Below are 19,970 nucleotides of genomic sequence, written 5' to 3'. Positions count from 1 at the left end.
CCGGATGGAGAGCGGTCAGGACGGATGTACTCCGACCGCCCTTTCACCCTCCGGCCGCTTGACGAGCGGCCGGCCTCTGACCGGTTCTCTTCGAAGGAAGACAGGAAGCGCGCCCGCAAGGCGCGCTTTTTTGTGTTGTCCGCGCGGCCGGCGCGGCGCGCCGGCGGCGCCTCAGACGGGATAGGGCGGGCGGGTGCCGCTCTGCTCATCGGCGAAAGAACCGCCGGGGCCCGGATCGTCCGGCAGATGCGGCATGGCGACCACGGGCGAGGCCTTCACCGCACCTTCCCCCGTGGCTTTCGCGGCGGCGGGCTTGACCGGCGCCGGCGCGGGGGACGCCGTGACATCCGTTTTGCCTTCCGCCTCGGGCGCCAGGCTGGCGGCGGCGCTGTCGGCGGACAGGTCGACCACAGGCCCCACCGGCTCCGCCAGCGGACGGCTCTCAATGGCGGCGGCGATGGCGAGCTTCACCCGCTCCGCCTCGTTCTCCAGCATCGGCGTCGTGGCGAGCCCCGGCGGCAGCTTCCACTCATAGGCGTCGAGGCGGCCGGTGACCGGCGACACCGGTCCCCAGGCTTCCGCCACCACGCCATCGGCGACCCAGGCCGGGTCGCGCTGGGCGCGCACGGCGCGGGCGGTCCATTCGCGGGCCTTGCCGACATCGCCATGCTCGCCCGCTTCCAGTTCGGCCATCAATAGGCAGGTGCGCTGCGTCGGCGCCACCAGCAGCGGCGCCAGCGCGGTGCGGGCGACCTCATAATCCTGCGCGTCGAGTGCGGCGCGGGCGAGCGCCATGGCGCTTTCCGGATGCGCCGGCTGGTGCGCGGTGAGCGTGCGCACCCGCTTCAGCCGCTCGCGCGAGGCATCGCCGGGGCGCAGATGCAGATAGGCGTCAGCGAGGTCGGGATGCGGCGTGGCGGCATAGGCCACCTCGATGATTTTGGCCGCCTTGCGGATATCGCCGGAGGCGCCAAGCAGACGGCCGGCGATCTCGGCCGCCGGCACCAGCGTCGGGGCGAGGCGCGCGGCTTCCTGCGCCTTTTCCCGCGCGCTGGCGGGGTCGGAGAGTTCGAGCGCCTGCGCCTGCGCGGCGAGCAGCACCGCGCGGCGGCGGCGGTGGGTCGCACGGTCGAGCGCGCCATGCGCCGCCTCGCGCTCCAGCATGGCCAGCGCCCCGGCGAAATCGCCATTGAGGCAGCGCGCCTCGATCACCGCATCCGCCGCCCAGGCAAGGCCCGGCTCGTGGCGGGCGGCTTCTTCCGCCGCCTGCAGCGCCGCGCCCTGGTCGCCACGCCGGCGGGCTTCCACATGCAGGCCGCGCAGGCCGAGCAGGCGCGTGCCGGGGGCCTCGGTCATGGAGCGGAAGACCGCCTCGGCGCCGGCAGCGTCGCCGGAAAGCTGCGCCGCCTGCGCGGCGAGCAGCTTAGCGAGCGGTTCCTCGCCCAGGAGGCGCTGGGCGTCATTGGCCGCCCGGCGTGCGCCGACCGCGTCGCCCGAACCGACTGCGACAAGTCCGCGCGTCACCGCCGACCAGCCGCGATTGCGGCGCCGGCTGCGCCAGGAATGGGCGATGCTGTCGGGCGAGCGGACGATCAGCCGCAGCAGCGTCCACAGCAGGATCGTCGCCGCCAGCAGCGCCAGCAGGGCGCTGGCCGCGACGAGAATGCTGGTCTCGACCTGCCAGCCCTGCCAGTCGATCACCACCGCGCCGGGCCGGTCCGCCAACCAGGCGATGCCGAACGCCACGGCGGAGAGAACGAGGAGATAGACGACGAGCCGGATCACTGGCTTGCTCCCGCGAGAGTGGCGAGCGCCCGCCGATGGAGGTCGGCGAGGGTGGTGAGCGCCGCCTGCCGGGCGTCCAGCGCGGCGAGCATGGGCTGGGCCGCGTTGCGCTCGGCTTCCGGCAGCGTGGCGATGGCCGTGCGCGCGCCCTCGGCATCGCCACGTGCCAGCGCGGCTTCCGCCTTGGCGAGATCGGCAGAGGCGGCGGCTTCATCGGAACGGCGGATGGTGACGAGCTTCTGCGCCCCCTTCAGCAGCGTGCCGACGACGCCCTCCTCCGTGGCAGCGGCCGGCGCGGCATCGGCCTTGGGCGCGGTGGCGGCACGCAGTTGCGCCGCCAGCGCCGCGTCGGTGGCGTAGCCGGTGGCGGCGGCAGGCTGCAGCGCCGCGAGCGGCGCGCCCTGATCGCCGAGCAACACCTGCGCCGCCTTCAGTTCGGTGGCGAAGGGGCGACCGGCGATCACCGCCTCGCGCAGCGTGCCGAGCACCACGATCTGCGCCGCGCCCTGGCCGCTGCTGCGCTGGGCCGCAGTGGCCGCGCCGAGCTTTTCCTCCAGCGCGGCGAGGCGGGCATTGGTGGCGTCGAGCGCGGCCGGGGAGGCGGCCGGAGCCGGCGCCGGAAGCGCATTCACCCGCTGTTCCAGCGCCGCGACCTGGCCTTTCACCGCCGCGACCTCGTCGGGCGAGGCCGCCGGCGCGGCGGGCGCGGTGGCCGGCAGGGCGTCGACCTTGGAGCCGAGCGCGCCGAGCCCGCTTTCCAGTGCATCGAGCCTTGTGGCCAGTTCGGCGGGGGCGGCGAGCCCGGGCGCCGGCGCGTCGCCATTGCGCGCTTCCAGCATTTCCAGCCGCTGGCGCAGATCGAGCGCGCGCGCTTCCAGTTCGGTGATCGCCTCGACATTCTGCTCGGCGCTGGAAAAGGCGGAAACGACCGCGACGGCAAAGGCGGCGCCGATCAAGCCGGAAATCAGCGCGATGAGGAGCGTGCCGAACAGGCCCAGCGGGCGCTTCGGCGCTGGCGCGGCCGGCGGCGGCACGGGATGAACCGGCTCAAGCGGGTCCGGCCGCGCATCAGCGGGCGCGTCCGCCGACGCCGGCTCCTTGGTGTCGGGGGGCGTCGCACCGGCGTCGAGCACGGGGACCTCGCCGGCGGCGGGCGCCTCGGGTCCACCGGTCGAAGTCTGCGTCGACCTGTCCGGCGAGGCCGCGGAAGCGGCCTCATCCGCCAGCACCGGCGTCGTGGCCGCGTCGTCGGAGACCTTCTCGCCCTCGGGCGTCACGTCGCGGGCGGAAAGGTCGAGCGTCGGCGGCTTGCGGCGCGCGGGCTTGGCTCCCGCCTCCGGCTTGTCGGTCGCGCCCTTATTGGGATCGTCTGTCGCCACGTCCTTACCTCCGCCTTGATAAAGCGCCGGGCTGGCCCCTGGTTCCGGGATAGACCGCCCGTCCCCGCGCCGCAACCTCGGGAGACTGCGATGGTTTACCGGCCGATGAGATCGAACAGCCCGTCCTCGGTCGGCTCGCGCGCGATCCGGGTCGGCCAGCCCATCGCCGCCAGCGGCTTCGCCACATTGGCGGAGAAGCACAGATGCTCGACATGGCGGAAATGCGTCGCCAGCCCCGCCGCTTCCCCCCGCTCCGCCAGCGTGGCCGCCGTGCGCGGCGAAAAATGGAAGGCCGCGTCGATCCGCCCCGCCCTCACAGCCTCCACCGTTGCCGACGCCAGCGCCTCGGCCGGCACCGTGCGGTAGATCACGAAAAGTTCGGTGGAAATGCCGGCATCCGCCAGCACCGCACCGATGTCCACCGCCCGCTCCTCGCCGGCGATGTAGAGCAGCCGGGCCCCGGCCGGCAGCCGTTCGCGCAGCAACGCGCCCAGCGCCGCCCCGTCGCCGCCCGCCACATGCACCTCGGTGAACGCCTCCGGCGCCGCCGCCGCCGTGCGCCGGCCGACCGCATAGAGCGGCAGGCCCGCCAGCGCCGGCAGCTCCGGGCGGGTGGCCAGCAGCCGGGCGCCATTCACGCTGGTCAGGGTCACGGCGTCGAAAGCGCCGGCGGGCAGAAGCGCATCGGGAAGCGCCTCCACCGTCAGCATCGGGTCGACCAGCGCGTCGCATCCGGCTTCGCGCAGCCGCGCCGCGGTGGCCAGCGCGTCCGGCTGCGGCCGTGTCACCAGCACCCGCATCAATGCGGCAGCAGATCGGCCGGAACCATGGCGCGCATTTCCTTGCCCGCCGCGATGCCGAGTTCCAGCGCGCGGTTGATCGGCCCGTAGCGCACGATCTCGTAGAAGCGCGAGCCGTCCGGCGCCAGCACCACGCCGCGGAAGCGGATCTCGTCGCCTTCCACCTGCGCCAACCCGCCGATGGGCGTGCGGCAGGAGCCGTCCAGCTCGGCGAGATAGGCCCGCTCCACCCGCAGCGCGAGGCCGGTGGCGGGGCTGACCACCGGCACCACCAGCGCGTCCACCGCGATGTCGCCAAAACGGGTCTCGATCGCCACCGCCCCCTGGCCGACAGCGGGGAGGAAATCCGTCGTCTCCAGCACCGAACTCACCTTGTCGGCGAGGCCGAGGCGGCTGAGGCCGGCATAGGCGAGCAGCGTGCCGTCGAACTCGCCGCTCTCCACCTTGGCGAGGCGGGTGTGCACATTGCCGCGCAGCAGCGACACGTCGAGGTCCGGCCGCAGCCGGCGCAGTTGCGCCTCACGCCGCAGCGAGGCGGTGCCGACGCGCGCGCCGGGCTTGAGGTCGCGCAGCGCCACGCCCTCGCGCAAGATCAGCGCGTCGCGCACATCCGCGCGCGGGAGGTAGCCGACAAGGTGCAGCCCGTCCGGCAGCCGCGTCGGCATGTCCTTGGCCGAGTGCACGGCGAGGTCGATGCGCCGGTCGAGCAGCGCTTCCTCAAGCTCCTTGGTGAACAGGCCCTTGCCGCCGGCTTCCGAGAGCGCGCGGTCGGTGATGGCGTCGCCCGTGGTGCGGATCACCTGCACGTCCACCGCCTCGTCCGGCCAGCGATGCGCCTTCAAGAGCGCGTCGCGCACCGCATGCGCCTGCCACAGGGCGAGCGGGCTGCCACGGGTGCCGAGCCGGAGTTTGGGAAGCGATTGCGTCATGCCGTCCTGCGGTGCTAGCGGTTCGTATGCGTTCAGTTCACCGGCCAACCCCGTAAAGTCAATGCGTGATCTTCTCCTGCTCGGCATCGAGACCACCTGCGACGAGACTGCTGCCGCGGTGGTGCGTCGGCGTGCCGACGGGACCGGCGCGATCCTGTCCAACATCGTGCATTCGCAGACCGAGGACCACGCGGAGTATGGCGGCGTGGTGCCGGAGATCGCCGCCCGCGCCCATGTCGAGGTGCTCGACCATCTGGTGGCGCGCGCGCTGCGCGCCGCCGGGCTGCGGCTCGACGAGATCGACGGCATCGCCGCCGCCGCCGGCCCCGGGCTGATCGGCGGCGTCATCGTCGGCCTCACCACCGCCAAGGCGCTGGCGCTGGCGGCGAACAAGCCGCTGATCGCGGTCAATCATCTCGAAGCGCACGCCCTCACCGCGCGGCTCACCGACAAGGTGCCCTTCCCCTTCCTGCTGCTGCTCGTCTCCGGCGGCCACACCCAGCTCGTCGCCGTCACCGGCATCGGCGAATATGAGAAGCTCGGCGGAACGATGGACGACGCCATCGGCGAGGCCTTCGACAAGACCGCCAAGATGCTCGGCCTGCCCTATCCCGGCGGACCGGCGGTGGAACGCGCGGCGCTGCAGGGCGACCCCGAGCGCTTCGCCCTCCCTCGGCCGCTGCATGGCAAGCCGGTGCCGGATTTCTCGCTATCCGGCCTCAAGACCGCCGTGCGCATCGAGGCGCTGAAGATCGCCCCGCTGAGCGAGCAGGACGTGAATGATTTGTGCGCCTCGTTCCAGGCGGCGGTGGTCGACATTCTCGCCGACCGCGTGCGCTGCGCGCTGCGGCTGATGCGCCATCAGGGGCTGAAGCCCTCCGCGCTGGTGCTGGCCGGCGGCGTCGGCGCCAACCAGTCGGTACGCCGGGCGCTGCACAAGGTCGCGGCCGATGGCGGCACCCGCCTCGCCGTGCCGCCGCCGGAGCTGTGCACCGACAACGGCGCGATGATCGCCTGGGCCGGCGCCGAGCGGCTGGCGCGCGGCCTGCATGACGGGCTCGACGCCTCCCCCCGCGCCCGCTGGCCGCTGGGCGAGATCGAGGGCGTGGGCGCGGCGCGTGCTGCGGCGCAGGCAGCCGAGACCGCCGCGGACGCTCCCGCCGCGCCGCCCGCCGCCGCGCCTTCCGCCCCGTCCGAAGGGATCGGCGGCTGATGCCGGCACGCTTCGCCTCCATCGGCGTGGTCGGGGCCGGCGCCTGGGGCACGGCGCTGGCGAACGCCGCCGCCCGCGCCGGGCGCGAGGTGGTGCTGTGGGGCCGCGACGCTGCGCTTATGGAGACACTGGCACAGCGGCGCGCCAATCCCGCCCATCTGCCCGGCGTGGCGCTGGCCGATTCGGTGCGCCCGACAGACGATCTCGCCGCCGCCGCCGCCACCGATGCGGTGCTCCTCGTCGTGCCCGCACAGGCCAGCCGCGCCGTGGCCACCGCCCTCGCCCCGCATCTCGCGCCGGGCACACCGGTCGTCACCTGCGCCAAGGGCATCGAGCGCGGCACCTCGCTGTTCATGACGCAGGTGCTGGGCGAGGCCTGCCCGCGGGCGGTGCCCGCCATTCTCTCCGGTCCCAGCTTCGCCGCCGATGTCGCCGCCGGCCTGCCCACCGCCGTGACGCTGGCCGCGCGGGACGGCGCGGTGGCAGAGGCGCTGGCCGCCGCGCTGGGTTCCGCCTCGTTCCGGCTCTATCACAGCGAGGATGTGCGCGGGGTCGAGATCGGCGGCGCGGCCAAGAATGTGCTCGCCATCGCCGCCGGCATTGTCGGCGGCCGCAAGCTCGGTGCCAGCGCCGGGGCGGCACTGATCGCGCGCGGTTTCGCCGAGCTGATGCGCTTCGGCAAGGCCTATGGCGCGCGGGCGGAAACGCTCACCGGCCTGTCGGGCCTCGGCGACCTCATCCTCACCTGCTCCACCGCGCAATCGCGCAATTACGCGCTCGGTCTCAGCCTCGGCCAGGAGGAGGGCCTGCACCCGCCGGGCAAGCTGGCGGAGGGCGCGCTCACCGCCAGCGTGCTGGTGGCGATGGCGCAGGCGCGCGGCGTCGACATGCCTATCGCCCGCGCGGTGGAAGACGTGCTGGCCGGGCGCCATGGCATCGAGCAGGCGATCGGTTCGCTGCTGGCCCGCCCGCAAAAGGCGGAAGCGTGAGCCAAGGCGCGCCGGGCCCTTCGGGATGACGGAGGCGCGGCGAGGCGGTAAGTGAATGGGCCTCCCGGCGAGGCGACGAGGAATGGAAATGGCGCACTGGCTCTACAAGTCCGAACCCTTCAAATGGTCCTGGGAGCAGCAGGTCGCCGCTGCCGACAAGGGCACCCATTGGGACGGCGTGCGCAACCACCTGGCCAAGCAGCAGCTTCTCGCCATGCGGCTCGGCGACCGGGGGTTCTTCTACCACTCGAATGAGGGCAAGGAGATCGTCGGCATCGTCGAGGTGATCAGGCAAGCCTATCCCGACCCCTCCGACCCCTCGGGCAAGTTCGTCATGGTCGACCTCAAGGCGGTGGCGGCGCTGAAGAACCCGGTGTCGCTCGCGGCGGTGAAGGCGGAACCGCGCCTCGCCGACATGGCGCTGATGAAATTCTCCCGCCTCTCCGTCCAGCCCGTCACCGACGCCGAATGGGACATCGTGCTGGAGATGGCGGGCGGCACACGGTGACGCCGCGCGGCATCGCCGACCCCGCCGCCTTCATCCGCGCCGAGACGCAGCGCCTCGCCCCGCCGCTGGTGCCGGAAATCACGCTGCACCTCGCCGAAGAATCGCTGCCGATCTGGCAGCGCACCGAGGAGGAACTGGGCGAGATCGGCCTGCCGCCGCCGTTCTGGGCCTTCGCCTGGGCCGGCGGGCAGGCGCTGGCGCGCTACATCCTTGACCATCCCGAGACGGTGCGCGGCAAGCGCGTGCTGGATTTCGCCGCCGGCTCGGGGCTGGTCGGCATCGCCGCAATGAAGGCGGGCGCGAGCCGCGTCGCCTGCGCCGACATCGACCGTTTCGCCCATGCCGCCATCGCGGCGAATGCGGCCCTCAACGGTGCGGCGTTGGATGTGCTCACCGCCGATGTGGTGGGCAGCGAGGGCGGCTGGGACGTAGTGCTCGCCGGCGATATCGCCTATGAGCGGGACCTGGCGACGCGGGTTTTCGCCTGGCTGGAAGCCCTCGCGGCGGGCGGCGTCGAGGTGTGGATCGGCGATCCCGGCCGCTCCTATCTGCCGCGCGCGCAGCTGGAAAAGATGGCGGATTATGCCGTTCCCGTCTCCCGCGAGCTGGAAGACGCGGAGATCAAGGCCACCAGCGTCTGGCGCCCGAAGCCGCGCTGAGAGCGGACGCGGCGTGCCCCTCCGCGCGACTACCTACCGACCAAAGTTGCGCGCCCGCGCGCTTGTCCCGCCCCGGCGGGGTCACCATAATCCCGCCGAAGCAAGAGAGGGCGCACAGCGCCGCCTGATGGGGAGAACGCCATGTCCGACAAGATCTACGACGTGCCCGCGGAGTGGGCGAAGCGGGCCTTCCTCGATGATCGCGCCTATCAGGCGAAGTATGAGGCCTCGCTCAACGACCCGCAGGCCTTCTGGGCCGACGAGGGCAAGCGGATCGAATGGTTCGAGCCCTATACGGTGGTGAAGAACACCTCCTTCGACCCCGGCCATGTCTCGATCAAATGGTTCGAGGATGGCGTCACCAACGTTGCCTGGAACTGCATCGACCGGCATCTGCCGACCCGCGCCGATCAGGTCGCCATCATCTGGGAAGGCGACGATCCTTCCGAGCAGCGCCACATCACCTATCAGGAGCTGCATGACGAGGTCTGCCGCTTCGCCAATGTGCTGCGCAACCGCAATGTGGAGAAGGGCGACCGCGTCACCATCTACATGCCGATGATCCCCGAGGCGGCCTATGCGATGCTCGCCTGCGCGCGGCTCGGCGCCGTCCATTCCGTGGTGTTCGGCGGCTTCTCACCGGACAGCCTCGCCGGCCGCATCCGCGATTGCGGCTCCAAGGTCGTCATCACCGCCGATGAGGGCCTGCGCGGCGGCCGCAAGGTGCCGCTGAAGGCCAATGTCGACGCCGCCATTGCCAAGCTCGGCGATGTCGAGGTCGATCACGTCGTCGTCGTCCGCCGCACCGGCGGGGCGGTGAACATGGAGCCCGGCCGCGATGTCTGGTATCACGAGGCCGCCGACCTGGTGACCAGCCATTGCCCGGCAACGCCGGTGAACGCGGAGCACCCGCTGTTCATCCTCTATACCTCGGGCTCCACCGGCCTGCCCAAGGGCGTGCTGCACACGACGGGCGGTTATCTCGTCTACGCCTCGATGACCCACCAGTATGTCTTCGACTATCACGATGGCGACATTTACTGGTGCACCGCCGATATCGGCTGGGTCACCGGCCACAGCTACATCGTCTATGGCCCGCTCGCCAATGGCGCCACCACGCTGATGTTCGAGGGCGTGCCGAACTACCCGACCAATTCCCGCTTCTGGGAGGTCATCGACAAGCACAAGGTCAACATCTTCTACACCGCCCCCACCGCCATCCGCGCGCTCATGCAGGGCGGCGATGCGCCGGTGACCAAGACGAGCCGCGCCTCGCTGCGCCTGCTCGGCTCGGTCGGCGAGCCGATCAACCCGGAAGCGTGGGAATGGTACCATCGCGTGGTCGGCGAGGAGCGCTGCCCGATCGTCGATACCTGGTGGCAGACCGAGACCGGCGGCATTCTCATCACCCCGCTGCCCGGCGCCACCAAGCTGAAGCCCGGCTCCGCGACGCGCCCGTTCTTCGGCGTCATCCCGGAAGTGGTGGACGCGGAAGGCAACCCGCTCAGCGGTGCCTGCGAGGGCAATCTGGTGATCGCCGATTCCTGGCCGGGGCAGATGCGCACGGTCTATGGCGACCATGAGCGCTTCATGCAGACCTATTTCTCCACCTATCCCGGCAAGTATTTCACCGGCGATGGCTGCCGCCGCGACGCCGACGGCTATTACTGGATCACCGGCCGCGTCGACGACGTGATCAACGTCTCCGGCCACCGCATGGGCACGGCCGAGGTGGAAAGCGCCCTCGTCGCCCATCCCAAGGTGTCGGAGGCCGCCGTGGTCGGCTATCCCCACGACATCAAGGGCCAGGGCATCTATGCCTATGTCACGCTGATGGCCGGCGAGGAGCCGACCGAGGCGCTGCGCAAGGAACTGGTGGCCTGGGTGCGGCAGGAGATCGGCCCCATCGCCTCGCCGGACCTGATCCAGTTCGCCCCCGGCCTGCCGAAGACCCGCTCCGGCAAGATCATGCGCCGCATCCTGCGCAAGATCGCCGAGGACGAGTTCAGCAGCCTCGGCGACACCTCGACGCTGGCGGATCCGGCCGTTGTGGAAGACCTCATCTCCCACCGCCAGAACAAGAAGCACGCGGCGGTGTAGCCGGTTTCGGCTTCCTGTTTGCACCAGGGTAACGGAGCCGGCCGCGCCACGCGCGGCCGGTCTTCGTTTGGGAGGAGGTAGTCGCGCCGCGCCGGGCGTTCGGGCCGGAACTACCCGCGCACCAGATCGCCGATCAGGCTCGCCGCCACCGACAGCTTCGACACGCTGAGCCCCGAGCCGGCGATCTCGTGCACGCCATTGCGCGCGCGTTCCACCACCTCGCCGCGCGCCCGCGCCCAGCTCGACACCCCGGCGACGCCGGCGCCGTGCTCCTCGATCACCTCGGCGGTGAGCCGGCGCACCGCGCTCTCGAACGCCGCCAGCGCGCGTTCCAGCGCCAGCCGGTCGTAATAGTCCGTCACCGTCAAGGTCCGCGCCGGGCCGAGAATACGCTCCAGCCGGAACAGCAGCGCGACGGCGAAGAAGGTGACGGCGGCATCCGCCAGCGGCGCACGGGTGCGGTCGGCGATCAGCACGATATCGGTGGCGCTCTCCACCGCCGGCAGCCGGGCGATGCGGCGCGCCAGCGCCTCCGGCACGCCGGCCTGCGTCCACTGGCTGATGCGGGCATCGTGCAGCACCCGCGCCTCTTCGGGCAGCAATTCGCGCACCGGGCCGGCCAGCACCTTCTCCACCGGCGGGATGCCGGCGGCGTAATGGCCGACGAGGTCGTCGAGATTGCGCCGGAGGTCGACATTGCGCAGGAACCAGATGGCACGGTCGAGCAGCATGTCCTGCACAACGCCATAGAGGTCGAGTTGCACCGCGCCCGGCACCAGCCCGTCCAGCGCGTCGATCTCGCGGTTGAGCCCGGCGAGGCCGAAACCGTCGCGCACCACCGCAAAGGCCTTGGCGATGCCGTCAATGCCCGCGCCGGTCTCGTCCATCAGCCGGGCAACGAAGGCGGGCCCGCCATGGTTGATCATGGCATTGGAAAGCCGGGTGGCGATGATGTCGCGCCGCAGCCGGTGATGTTCCACGCCTTCCGGGAAATGCTCGCGCAGTTCGGGCGGGAAATAGGCCGCGAGTTCGCGCGCGAGATAGGGGTCGTCGGGCACGTCGGTGTCGAGCAGGTCGGCATGGACGGACAGCTTGGCATAGGCCAGCAGCACCGCCATTTCCGGCCGGGTCAGCGCCTCGCCGCGCCCGCGCCGCTCGGCGATCTCGCTGTCGGAGGGCAGATACTCCACCGCCCGGTCGAGCAGGCCGCGCGCTTCCAGCCGCTGCATCAGCCGCTGCAGGAAGCCGAGATCGTCGAGCCCGCGCATTTCCGCGAGCGAGAGCGCCAGCGTCTGCAGATAGTTGTTGGTCAGCGCCAGCGCGGCGACCTCGGGGGTCATGCCGGCCAGCACCTGCGCCCGCGCCTGCGGATCGAGCCGCCCCTCGCGCAGGGCCGGCGCCATGGCGATCTTGATGTTCACCTCGATGTCGGAGGTGTTGACGCCGGCGGAATTGTCGATGGCATCGGTGTTCAGCCGCACGCCGCGCCGCGCCGCCTCGATGCGCCCGCGCTGGGTGACGCCGAGATTGGCGCCCTCGCCGATCACCCGCGCCCGGATCTGGCTGCCGGTGATGCGCACGCCGTCATTGGCGCGGTCGCCGGCCTGGGCATCGGTCTCGCTGGTCGCGCGCACATAAGTGCCGATGCCGCCGAACCACAGCAGGTCCACCGGCGCGCGCAATATGGCGCTGATGACTTCGGCCGGCGAAGCGGAGGCGGCCTCGAAGCCCAGGACCTCGCGCATCGCCAGGGTGAGCGGAATGCTCTTGGCACTGCGCGGAAACACGCCGCCGCCGGGCGAGATCAGCGACTTGTCATAGTCCTGCCAGCTGGAACGCGGCAGCGCGAACAGCCGCTGGCGCTCACGGAAGGAGAGTTCGGGGTCCGGATTGGGATCGAGGAAGATGTCGCGATGGTCGAAGGCGGCGACCAGACGGATCGTATTCTCCAGCAGCATGCCATTGCCGAACACGTCGCCCGACATGTCGCCAACCCCGGCCACGGTGAAGGGCGTGCGGCGAATGTCGATGTCGAGTTCGCGGAAATGCCGGCGCACCGCCTCCCACGCCCCGCGCGCGGTGATGCCCATCGCCTTGTGGTCATAGCCGACCGATCCGCCGGAAGCGAAGGCGTCGCCCAGCCAGAAGCCGCGCTCCAGCGACAGCGCGTTGGCGGTGTCGGAGAAAGTGGCGGTGCCCTTGTCGGCGGCGACGACGAGATAGGGGTCGTCCTCGTCGTGCCGCACCGTATGGGCGGGGTGAACGGTCTGGCCGTCCTCGATATTGTCGGTGACGTCGAGCAGGCTGGAGATGAACAGCTTGTAAGCTTCGACGCCCTCGGCCTGGATCGCCTCGCGCGGCCCGGCGGGAAGCTGCTGCGGCACGAAGCCGCCCTTGGCGCCCACCGGCACGATCACCGCGTTCTTCACCTGCTGCGCCTTGACGAGGCTGAGGACCTCGGTGCGGAAATCCTGCGGCCGGTCGGACCAGCGCAGCCCGCCGCGCGCCACCCGGCCGAAGCGCAGATGGATGCCTTCGACGCGCGGCGACTGCACGAAAATCTCGAACAGCGGGCGCGGCTGCGGCAGTCCCTCGACCTCGGCACTGAGGAACTTGAAGGCGATGGTCGGCCGGTGGCTGCCCTGCGGCCCGCGCTGGAAGAAATTGGTCCGCACCGCCGCGCCGATGAGATTGGCGAAGCGGCGCAGGATGCGGTCCTCGTCGAGGCTCGGCACATCCGCCAGCGCGGCCTCGATGGCGGCGCGCAGTTCCTCCTGCCGCTCGGCCCGGCGCTCGCCCTGTTCGGGGTCGAAGCGTGTGTGGAACAGCGCCACCAGCTTCTGCGCGATGGCGGGATGGGCGTTCAGCGTCTGCCAGAGATAGTCCTGGCTGAAGGGAATGCCGACCTGCCGGAGATAGCGCCCCAGCGCCCGCAGCAGCGCGATATCGCGCCAGCCGAGCTGGGCGGTCAGCGCCAGCGCGTTGAACCCGTCGCTCTCGCCGCCGCGCAGCACCGCCATCAGCGTCGCGTGCAGCCGCGGCCCCAGCTTGTCGAGCGCGACATCGCCGCCGCCGCGCCGCGACAGCAGCATGTCATGCACATAGACCGGCGCGCCCCCGGCGGGACGGACGGTGAAGGTGCGCTCGTCAATGACCACGAAGCCCATGGACTCGAGCAGCGGCACACGCTCGGACAGCAGGCGCGGCACCTTGTAGCTGAACACTTTGAGCGCGAGGCGCCCGCGCTCGCGCAGCGCGGAGGGGCGGAAATCCGCCGCCACCGGGCTCGCCTCGCTCAGATCCTCGATGAGGCGCAGATCGTCGATCGCCTCTGCCGGCGTCGCCGCCGCCTGATAGCCGGCCGGGAAGGCGCTGGCGTAGCGGTCCATCAGCTCGCTCGCCTTGCTGGCCGGCACGGTCGCCGCCAGTGCCTCGGCAAAGCCATCGCCCCAGGTGCGGATGATCGCGCCGATCGCCTCTTCCAGCGTCGCGCGATTGATGTTCGGCACCTCGCCCGCGCCGCGCTCGATGATGAAATGCACCCGCGTCAGCGGGCCTTCCAGGAACAGCGGGCGGAAGGCAACCACCTGCCCGCCGAAGCTCGACGCCAGCAGCGTGCCGATCTTGGCCCGCACCTCGCTGCCATAGCGTTCGCGCGGCACGAAGACGAGGATGGAGACGAAACGGTCGAACCGCTCATTGAGTGCCAGCACCCGCACGCGCGGATGCTCGTCCAGCTGCAGGATGGCGAGCGAGAACTGGTAAAGCGCGGCAATGTCGATCTGGAACAGATCGTCGCGCGGATAGGTTTCCAGCACCTTCACCAGCGCCCGGCCGGAATGGCTTTCGGGCGCGAAGCCGGCGCGGGCCAGAACCGTGGCGGCCTTGCGCCGCAGCACGGGAATGGTGCGGACCGAGCTCGTATAGGCGGTGGCGGTGAACAGGCCGGCGATGCACAGCCCGCCGACCACACGCCCCTGCGCGTCGTAGCGCTTGACCAGAACCACGTCGATCCAGGCCCGCCGGTGCACGCTGGAGACGGTACGCGACTTGGTGACGATCAGCGGGCTGGGATCGGCCAGCGCCTCGGCGATATCGGCACTGACCGAGCGCGGATCGCCGGTGGGGCGGAACAGGCGGAAAGCCTCGTCCGCCATCATCCCCAGTGCATCCTCCATGCGCCGCTCGAACACCGTCGCTTTCGCGCCGGGCGCGCCGGCGGACTGATAGTGGCGGCAGCCGAGAAAGGTGAAGCGGCCGGCGAGCAGCCATTCCAGAAAGGCGATCGCCTCTTCCCGGTCCTCGCGCGGTACCATGGCGGGGGCGAGGGTGAGGTTGGTCACCGCCGCGCGCACCTGGGCCATCATCGGCTGCCAGGCGGCGACCACCACGCGCACCTGGTTGAGCACCGCACCGAGTTCCTCGATCAGGGCGAGCTGGCGGCTCTCATCCTCGATGCGCGGCACATGGATCTGGATCAGGCTTTCGCGCCGCATGCGGGCGCCGGCCGGGGTCTCGCCGGGCACGAGATTGGTCACCTGCCCGCTGGTGTCGCGGTCGACGCCCATGATCGGGTGGACGACGAAGCTCGCCGTCAGCCCCTGCGCGTTGAGCGCGCCCATGAGCGAATCGAGCAGGAACGGCATGTCGTCATTGACGATCTCGATCACCGAGACCCGGGCGAGCCGGTCGCCGCCCTCGGCGGCCGGGAGCTGTTCGATGCGAATGTCGAAACTGTCGCGGCGGCGGACCTTGAGATGCCCATAGGCAAGCCGGGCCAGCGCGGCGAGTTCGTGCGGCGTGTACACCCGCACATCCTCCGCCACCGCGCGGCCGAACAGCCCCTGCGCGAACCGGGCCGGCACGTCGCCGTCGGTCGCCTGCAGGATAAGGTCCGCCTGCTCGACGAGCTGGCGCGCCACGCGCTCGTCCTCGCTGGCCAGGAACCCTTCGACGCCCATCACTTCCCCCCGCCGGATGGCGCGGCCTCCGCCTGGGAGCCCGCCCGCCGGCTGTAGCCGATTGTTCTATTATACGTCTATTCCGCCCACTGAAATGCGGGTGAGCCCTCTCTCGGCCGCTGTTGCCCGTTGGTCACAGAAAGACAAGACTATCGCCCGATTGATCTCGATCAAGCGCACGACTCGCCCGCGCCCTCACCAATAGGCCCGCGCCCTTGCACGGGGCTTAAGGGAATAAAGGGGTTTTGGGGCATGTCGTCCATCCGGTCATTTTTTGCTCGCACCGCCGCGCCGGCGGTCCTTGCGCTCGCGGGCGCGGCTCTGATGGGGGGCCCGGCGCTGGCCGCCGACATCACCAAGGCCGCGCCGCTGGCCTACAAGGCGCCCGCGCCGGTGGTGGAACAGAGCCCGTGGCAGATTCGCCTGCGCCTGCTCGGCGTCTTCCCCGAAGATAATGGTTCGGTGCACGGCGTCCCCGGCTCCGGGCTCGACATCTCGGATTCGGTGGTGCCGGAACTCGACATCACCTACTACTTCACCAAGAACTGGGCCGCCGAACTGATCCTCGGCGTCACCCCGCACGATATCAACGGCACCGGCACGATCGCCAGCCTGAACAAGATCGGCGAAGTCTGGCTGCTGCCGCCGACCTTGACGCTGCAATATCACTTCACCGATTTCGGCGCCTTCAAGCCCTATGTCGGCGCGGGCATCAACTACACCTTCTTCTTCGACCAGAAGGCCTATTCGGCCGATTCGATCGACGTGAAGGACACGTTCGGCTGGGCGCTGCAGGTCGGCTTCGACTACATGTTCGACGAGCATTGGGGCCTCAACGTCGACGTGAAGAAGCTCTTCCTCAAGCCCGATTTCGACGTGGTCGTCGCCGGCCAGGCGCTGACCGGCAAGGCCGATCTCGACCCGTGGATCGTCGGCCTCGGCGTCACCTACCGCTTCTGAGGCCAAGAGCCTCACACGCAAAGGGCCGGCTCGCGCCGGCCCTTTTTCGTTGGCGTGTCCGTCCCGCTCAATGGCGGAAATGGCGGATACCGGTGAACACCATGGCGATGCCCGCCGCGTCCGCTGCCGCGATCACATCCGCGTCACGGATCGAGCCGCCCGGCTGGATCACGGCGGTGGCCCCGGCCTCGATGGCGGTAACCAGCCCGTCGGCGAAGGGGAAGAAGGCATCGGACGCCACCACGCTGCCGCGCGTCAGCGGCTCGGCATTCCCTGCCGCCTCGGCGGCGTCGCGCGCCTTGTGGGCGGCGATGCGGGCCGAATCGACCCGGCTCATCTGCCCGGCGCCGATGCCGACGGTGGCGAGGTCCCGGGCATAGACGATGGCGTTGGACTTCACATGCTTCACCACCCGGAAGGCGAAGGCGAGGTCCGCCAGTTCCTTCGCCGTCGGCGCGCGCTTGGTCACCACCTTGAGCGCCATGTCGTCCACTACGGCATTGTCGCGCGACTGCACGAGATAGCCGCCGGCGAGCGACTTCACCGCCAGCCCGCCGCCGCGCGGGTCCGGCAGGCCGCCGGTCACCAGCAGGCGCAGATTCTTCTTGGCGCCGACAATGGCGGCGGCCTCCTCTGTCGCGTCGGGGGCGACGATCACCTCGGTGAAGATGTCGACGATGGCGCGGGCGGCCTCGGCGTCCAGCGTGCGGTTCAGCGCCACGATGCCGCCAAAGGCCGAGGTGGGGTCGCAGGCCAGCGCCTTGCGATAGGCCTCGACCAGCGTCTCGCCCTCGGCGACGCCGCAGGGATTGGCGTGCTTGACGATCACCACCGCCGGGGCGCGGGCGGGGTCGAACTCCGCCACCGCCTCGAAAGCCGCGTCGGTATCGTTGAGGTTGTTGTAGGACAGGGCCTTGCCCTGCAGCTGGCGGGCGGTGGCCACGCCCGGCCGCGCCGGGCCGCCGACATAGAAGGCCGCGCTCTGGTGCGGGTTCTCGCCATAGCGCAGCGCCTCCGCAAGGCGCCCGCCGAACACCCGGCTTTCCGCCACCGCTTCCGCGTTCTCCTTCGCCTCCACCTCGGCGAACCAGGCGGCAATGGCGCCGTCATAGGTGGCGGTGCGGGCATAAGCGAGCTGCGCCAGCTTGCGGCGGGTGGCGAGGCTCGTGCCCCCCTTCGCCTCGAGGTCGGCCAGCACGGTGGCGTAGCTCGCGGGATCGACCACCACGGCCACATCCGCATGGTTCTTGGCGGCGGCGCGGATCATCGCCGGGCCGCCGATGTCGATGTTCTCGACGCAGTCGTCATAGCCGGCGCCGCGCGCCACCGTGGCCTCGAACGGGTAGAGATTCACCACCACGAGGTCGATCGGCAGGATGCCGTGTTCGTCCATGGAGGCACGGTGGCCGGCATCGTCGCGAATGGCGAGAATACCGCCATGCACGCCCGGGTGCAGCGTCTTCACCCGCCCGTCCATCATTTCAGGAAAGCCGGTGAGGTCCGACACGTCGCTCACCTCCAGCCCCGCTTCGGCCAGGGCCTTGCGCGTGCCGCCGGTGGACACCAGCGCGACGCCCTTGGCGGCCAGCGCCTGCGCGAAGGGCACGAGGCCGGTCTTGTCGGAAACCGAAAGCAGAGCGCGGGCGATGGGGCGGATATCAGCGGACATGGGAGCGGCCAGTGCGTTTGAACGAGGAAGCCGCCGCCCCTACCACGTCTGGCCTTCCGGGTGAACCTTCGGGCCTCGCGGACAGGTATGCATCCTTCGAGGCTCGCTGCGCTCGCACCTCAGGATGACGGCGCGCGAAAACGGCGCGGCGTCATCCCGAACGGCCGCAGGCCGTATCCGGGATCGCGCGACGATCGGGAAACGATCCCGGCTCTCGCTGCGCTCGGCCGGGATGACGAATTGGGACGAGGCGAGGGATCAGCCCCGCAGCGCCTTGAGCTGGACGAAGGTCCATTCCACCCGCGGCGTCTGCCGCGCCGTGCCTGTCATGACCAGCTGCGCCGTGCGGCGCGGGCCGGCGCCGCTGCCGAGGAAGATGCTCTCCTCGATCGCCACGCTGCTGCCCGGCGCGGTGAAGGCCCAGTCATCGCCATCCGGCAGGCGCAGGATCACCGTCTGCCCGTCCGAGGTGCGCGAAGGCTCGACCGCCGGATGCAGGTGGAAACGCACGGCATAACGGGCCGGCTGGTCGGCGGAGAATTCCTCGCCCTGCGCCACCCGGAACAAATCCTCGCCGTCGAGCCGCATCCCATCGGCCGACAGCCGCCAGGAGCGCTGATGCACCACGCCGAAGCGGCCGGCATAGCCGTCATGGCTGGCACGCAGCACATCCGCCCCGCCCCGCTCGCTACGGTCGACATGCAGGTCGCTGGGCCCGCTCAACACCGGCGCGCCGCACAGGCGCGTCAGCGGGCCGGCGGCAAGGAAGCGGCAGGAAGAGGCATCCTCCACCACCACGGTGGAATGCGCCGCCGTCTGCCGCGCCACCGCGCGCCATTCGTCGCGCCCGGCGGCCGGCAGGCCGCAATTGACCACGATGCGGTGCCGCCCGGCGGAAAGTTCGAACGACAGGCAGCCCGCATGCGCCTCCAGGCTCACCGGCAGCGGCGGCGGGGCGCCGGTGTCGGCGATGACCACGGTGGCGCCGGCTTCCATGCGCTGGTAGCCGGAATAGGGCGCGTTCGCCACCGGCCGCCCGCGTGCATCGTCATAGGCGAGCACGGTGGCGAGCACATCCGCCGGCGTCGGCCCCATGCCGTTGAACAGCGCGAAAGCGCCGTCGACATGGCGGAAGAAGCGCAGCATCGGCATCATCCGGTCGAGCGCATTGAGCAGCGCCGGCGGCGGCGGCACATGCCGCGCCTCATAGCTCTGGCGCAGCGGCAGCAGGTCGAGCAGCACCTCGATCAGCAGGCCGGGATTGCGGCTGACATGGCCGCCATCGCCCAGCACCTGCCGGTCGAGCTCCTCCACCAGCCGCTTCTGCGCCGCGCGCATCAGCCTCGTCTGGTCGGCCATGCACAGGCTGGCCAGCGCCAGCGCGAAGGCGCAGGAAAGCCGTGCCCGCCCGTCCGGCGCGCTCGGCCCCACGCTCTTGATGTAGCGCACCTGCGCGGTGAGGCTGCGGATGAAGCGGCGGTGGAAGCTCGGATCGGCATCCTGCAGGATCAAGGGCGCCTGGGTGAGCCAGCTGGTCACCCGCCGCGCCGCCACATCGGGGGCGGAGGCGAGCGGCAGGCGGTGGCCGCGCATCGCGATCCAGTCGCCCACCAGCGCGCGGGCATGGGCGCGGGCGACCGGCGAGGCCGCCGCCTGCAAATGCCGCAGCCAGCCGAAGGAATAGAGCTCGCGGGCCCATTCCGGCGAGGGCGGCTCCATCTCGAAGGGCGACGCGCCGTCGGTCAGCACCAGCTTGCCGACGAAGCTGTAGCGCCCGGCATAGAATTCGGCGGCGCGGGCGGGGTCGCCGGTGCGCAGTTCATGCGGGGCGAACAGCAGGCGCGAGGGCACCGGCACGGCCGTCGCCCGCCAGGGGAACCAGGGATGCACCAGCGTGCGCGCCACCAGCCTGTTCCAGCCGGTCTCGATCGCGAACAGCGCCAGGCGGGCGCGCTTCGCGTTGATGTCGCGGGCCATCAGCGCCTCAGCCCCTCTCGAAGACGCCGGGAATCACCAGC

At 70.8% G+C, this 19,970-nt stretch carries 13 protein-coding genes; 6 read left to right on the top strand and 7 right to left on the bottom strand.

Annotated features, from left to right (window positions below):
* Window positions 1-171: 171 nt before the first annotated feature.
* From J2S75_RS15520 to hemC, 4 genes are all read right to left on the bottom strand, one after another.
* The gene (locus J2S75_RS15520) at window positions 172-1,785 is read right to left on the bottom strand and encodes a heme biosynthesis protein HemY (protein WP_307020981.1); all 1,614 of its coding nucleotides are present in this window, start codon (window positions 1,783-1,785) and stop codon (window positions 172-174) included.
* A complete protein-coding gene (locus J2S75_RS15515; protein WP_307020979.1) occupies window positions 1,782-3,164 on the bottom strand; it encodes a COG4223 family protein in 1,383 nt (460 codons plus the stop codon). The genes J2S75_RS15520 and J2S75_RS15515 overlap by 4 nt, the downstream gene beginning before the upstream one ends.
* A 95-nt stretch (window positions 3,165-3,259) precedes the next feature.
* Window positions 3,260-3,952 (bottom strand): uroporphyrinogen-III synthase, encoded by a 693-nt coding sequence (locus tag J2S75_RS15510; protein WP_307020978.1) that lies wholly within the window; start codon window positions 3,950-3,952, stop codon window positions 3,260-3,262.
* Between the two features lie 11 nt (window positions 3,953-3,963).
* Window positions 3,964-4,893, bottom strand: a complete 930-nt coding sequence (hemC, locus tag J2S75_RS15505; RefSeq protein ID WP_307020976.1) for a hydroxymethylbilane synthase — start codon at window positions 4,891-4,893, stop codon at window positions 3,964-3,966.
* Window positions 4,894-4,954: 61 nt separating this feature from the next.
* Here hemC and tsaD point away from each other — a divergent pair, with 61 nt between their 5' ends.
* The 5 genes from tsaD (at window position 4,955) to acs (ending at window position 10,362) form a co-directional block, all read left to right on the top strand.
* Window positions 4,955-6,106: a tRNA (adenosine(37)-N6)-threonylcarbamoyltransferase complex transferase subunit TsaD gene (gene tsaD, locus J2S75_RS15500; RefSeq protein WP_307020973.1), complete on the top strand. Its 1,152-nt coding sequence runs from the start codon at window positions 4,955-4,957 to the stop codon at window positions 6,104-6,106.
* Window positions 6,106-7,095 (top strand): NAD(P)H-dependent glycerol-3-phosphate dehydrogenase, encoded by a 990-nt coding sequence (locus tag J2S75_RS15495; protein WP_307020971.1) that lies wholly within the window; start codon window positions 6,106-6,108, stop codon window positions 7,093-7,095. Before tsaD ends, J2S75_RS15495 begins: the two co-directional genes overlap by 1 nt.
* An 88-nt stretch (window positions 7,096-7,183) precedes the next feature.
* Window positions 7,184-7,603, top strand: coding sequence for an EVE domain-containing protein (locus tag J2S75_RS15490; protein ID WP_307021324.1), 420 nt, complete (start codon window positions 7,184-7,186; stop codon window positions 7,601-7,603).
* Window positions 7,564-8,262: a class I SAM-dependent methyltransferase gene (locus tag J2S75_RS15485; RefSeq protein ID WP_307020970.1), complete on the top strand. Its 699-nt coding sequence runs from the start codon at window positions 7,564-7,566 to the stop codon at window positions 8,260-8,262. Before J2S75_RS15490 ends, J2S75_RS15485 begins: the two co-directional genes overlap by 40 nt.
* Window positions 8,263-8,403: 141 nt before the next feature.
* The gene (gene acs, locus J2S75_RS15480) at window positions 8,404-10,362 is read left to right on the top strand and encodes an acetate--CoA ligase (protein WP_307020968.1); all 1,959 of its coding nucleotides are present in this window, start codon (window positions 8,404-8,406) and stop codon (window positions 10,360-10,362) included.
* A 110-nt stretch (window positions 10,363-10,472) separates the two neighbouring features.
* Here the strand turns inward: acs and J2S75_RS15475 are convergent, their stop codons facing one another.
* On the bottom strand, window positions 10,473-15,323 hold the full coding sequence (locus J2S75_RS15475; RefSeq protein WP_307020966.1) for an NAD-glutamate dehydrogenase: 4,851 nt from the start codon (window positions 15,321-15,323) through the stop codon (window positions 10,473-10,475).
* Between the two features lie 324 nt (window positions 15,324-15,647).
* Here J2S75_RS15475 and J2S75_RS15470 point away from each other — a divergent pair, with 324 nt between their 5' ends.
* Complete coding sequence (locus tag J2S75_RS15470; RefSeq protein WP_307020964.1) at window positions 15,648-16,283, top strand: OmpW/AlkL family protein; 636 nt, start codon at window positions 15,648-15,650, stop codon at window positions 16,281-16,283.
* Window positions 16,284-16,350: 67 nt separating this feature from the next.
* On the opposite strand, the gene purH is transcribed toward J2S75_RS15470, so the two are convergent.
* Both purH and J2S75_RS15460 read right to left on the bottom strand, forming a co-directional pair.
* Window positions 16,351-17,952 (bottom strand): bifunctional phosphoribosylaminoimidazolecarboxamide formyltransferase/IMP cyclohydrolase, encoded by a 1,602-nt coding sequence (gene purH / locus J2S75_RS15465; protein ID WP_307020962.1) that lies wholly within the window; start codon window positions 17,950-17,952, stop codon window positions 16,351-16,353.
* 258 nt (window positions 17,953-18,210) lie between these two features.
* Window positions 18,211-19,929: a heparinase II/III family protein gene (locus J2S75_RS15460; protein WP_307020960.1), complete on the bottom strand. Its 1,719-nt coding sequence runs from the start codon at window positions 19,927-19,929 to the stop codon at window positions 18,211-18,213.
* Window positions 19,930-19,970: the final 41 nt, after the last annotated feature.

Origin of the sequence: Ancylobacter polymorphus, assembly GCF_030813495.1 — a bacterium.
GTDB lineage: Bacteria > Pseudomonadota > Alphaproteobacteria > Rhizobiales > Xanthobacteraceae > Ancylobacter > Ancylobacter polymorphus.
This window is presented reverse-complemented; position numbering and strand designations above follow the sequence as displayed.

Excerpts from the sequence above, each read along its gene's own strand:
- hemC (WP_307020976.1), bottom strand. The coding sequence starts at position 4,893 with ATGACGCAATCGCTTCCCAAACTCCGGCTCGGCACCCGTGGCAGCCCG.
- tsaD (WP_307020973.1), top strand. The coding sequence starts at position 4,955 with ATGCGTGATCTTCTCCTGCTCGGCATCGAGACCACCTGCGACGAGACT.
- J2S75_RS15495 (WP_307020971.1), top strand. The coding sequence starts at position 6,106 with ATGCCGGCACGCTTCGCCTCCATCGGCGTGGTCGGGGCCGGCGCCTGG.
- J2S75_RS15490 (WP_307021324.1), top strand. The coding sequence starts at position 7,184 with ATGGCGCACTGGCTCTACAAGTCCGAACCCTTCAAATGGTCCTGGGAG.
- J2S75_RS15485 (WP_307020970.1), top strand. The coding sequence starts at position 7,564 with ATGGGACATCGTGCTGGAGATGGCGGGCGGCACACGGTGACGCCGCGC.
- acs (WP_307020968.1), top strand. The coding sequence starts at position 8,404 with ATGTCCGACAAGATCTACGACGTGCCCGCGGAGTGGGCGAAGCGGGCC.
- J2S75_RS15475 (WP_307020966.1), bottom strand. The coding sequence starts at position 15,323 with ATGGGCGTCGAAGGGTTCCTGGCCAGCGAGGACGAGCGCGTGGCGCGC.
- J2S75_RS15470 (WP_307020964.1), top strand. The coding sequence starts at position 15,648 with ATGGGGGGCCCGGCGCTGGCCGCCGACATCACCAAGGCCGCGCCGCTG.
- purH (WP_307020962.1), bottom strand. The coding sequence starts at position 17,952 with ATGTCCGCTGATATCCGCCCCATCGCCCGCGCTCTGCTTTCGGTTTCC.
- J2S75_RS15460 (WP_307020960.1), bottom strand. The coding sequence starts at position 19,929 with ATGGCCCGCGACATCAACGCGAAGCGCGCCCGCCTGGCGCTGTTCGCG.